1 pseudogene is annotated in these 206 nt (G+C 50.0%); it reads left to right on the forward strand.

Going from position 1 to position 206, the window contains the following annotated elements:
• Nucleotides 1–16: 16 nt before the first annotated feature.
• Nucleotides 17–206: pseudogene (locus J7R12_RS08875) on the forward strand (AAA family ATPase); the annotation flags it as partial.

Genomic DNA, 206 nt, shown 5'->3' on the forward strand with positions numbered 1-206 from the left:
AGCGCGGCGCATTGGCATGCCGGATGGAACGTTTTCGCAATGGTATGCGGGCAGTTATGCAGGGCAATTGGGTAAGCAAAATGCGAAGGTTCAACAATGGGTTGAGGTTTTAAAGGAAACGGCGGGGGTTTTGGAGAAGATCCCTGAAAAGCCAGCCTTTCAGAGGGATCGAATTGCCAGTGAGATCATTGACACTTTTACACTGG

Source organism: Bartonella vinsonii subsp. vinsonii (assembly GCF_902825235.1).
GTDB lineage: Bacteria > Pseudomonadota > Alphaproteobacteria > Rhizobiales > Rhizobiaceae > Bartonella > Bartonella vinsonii.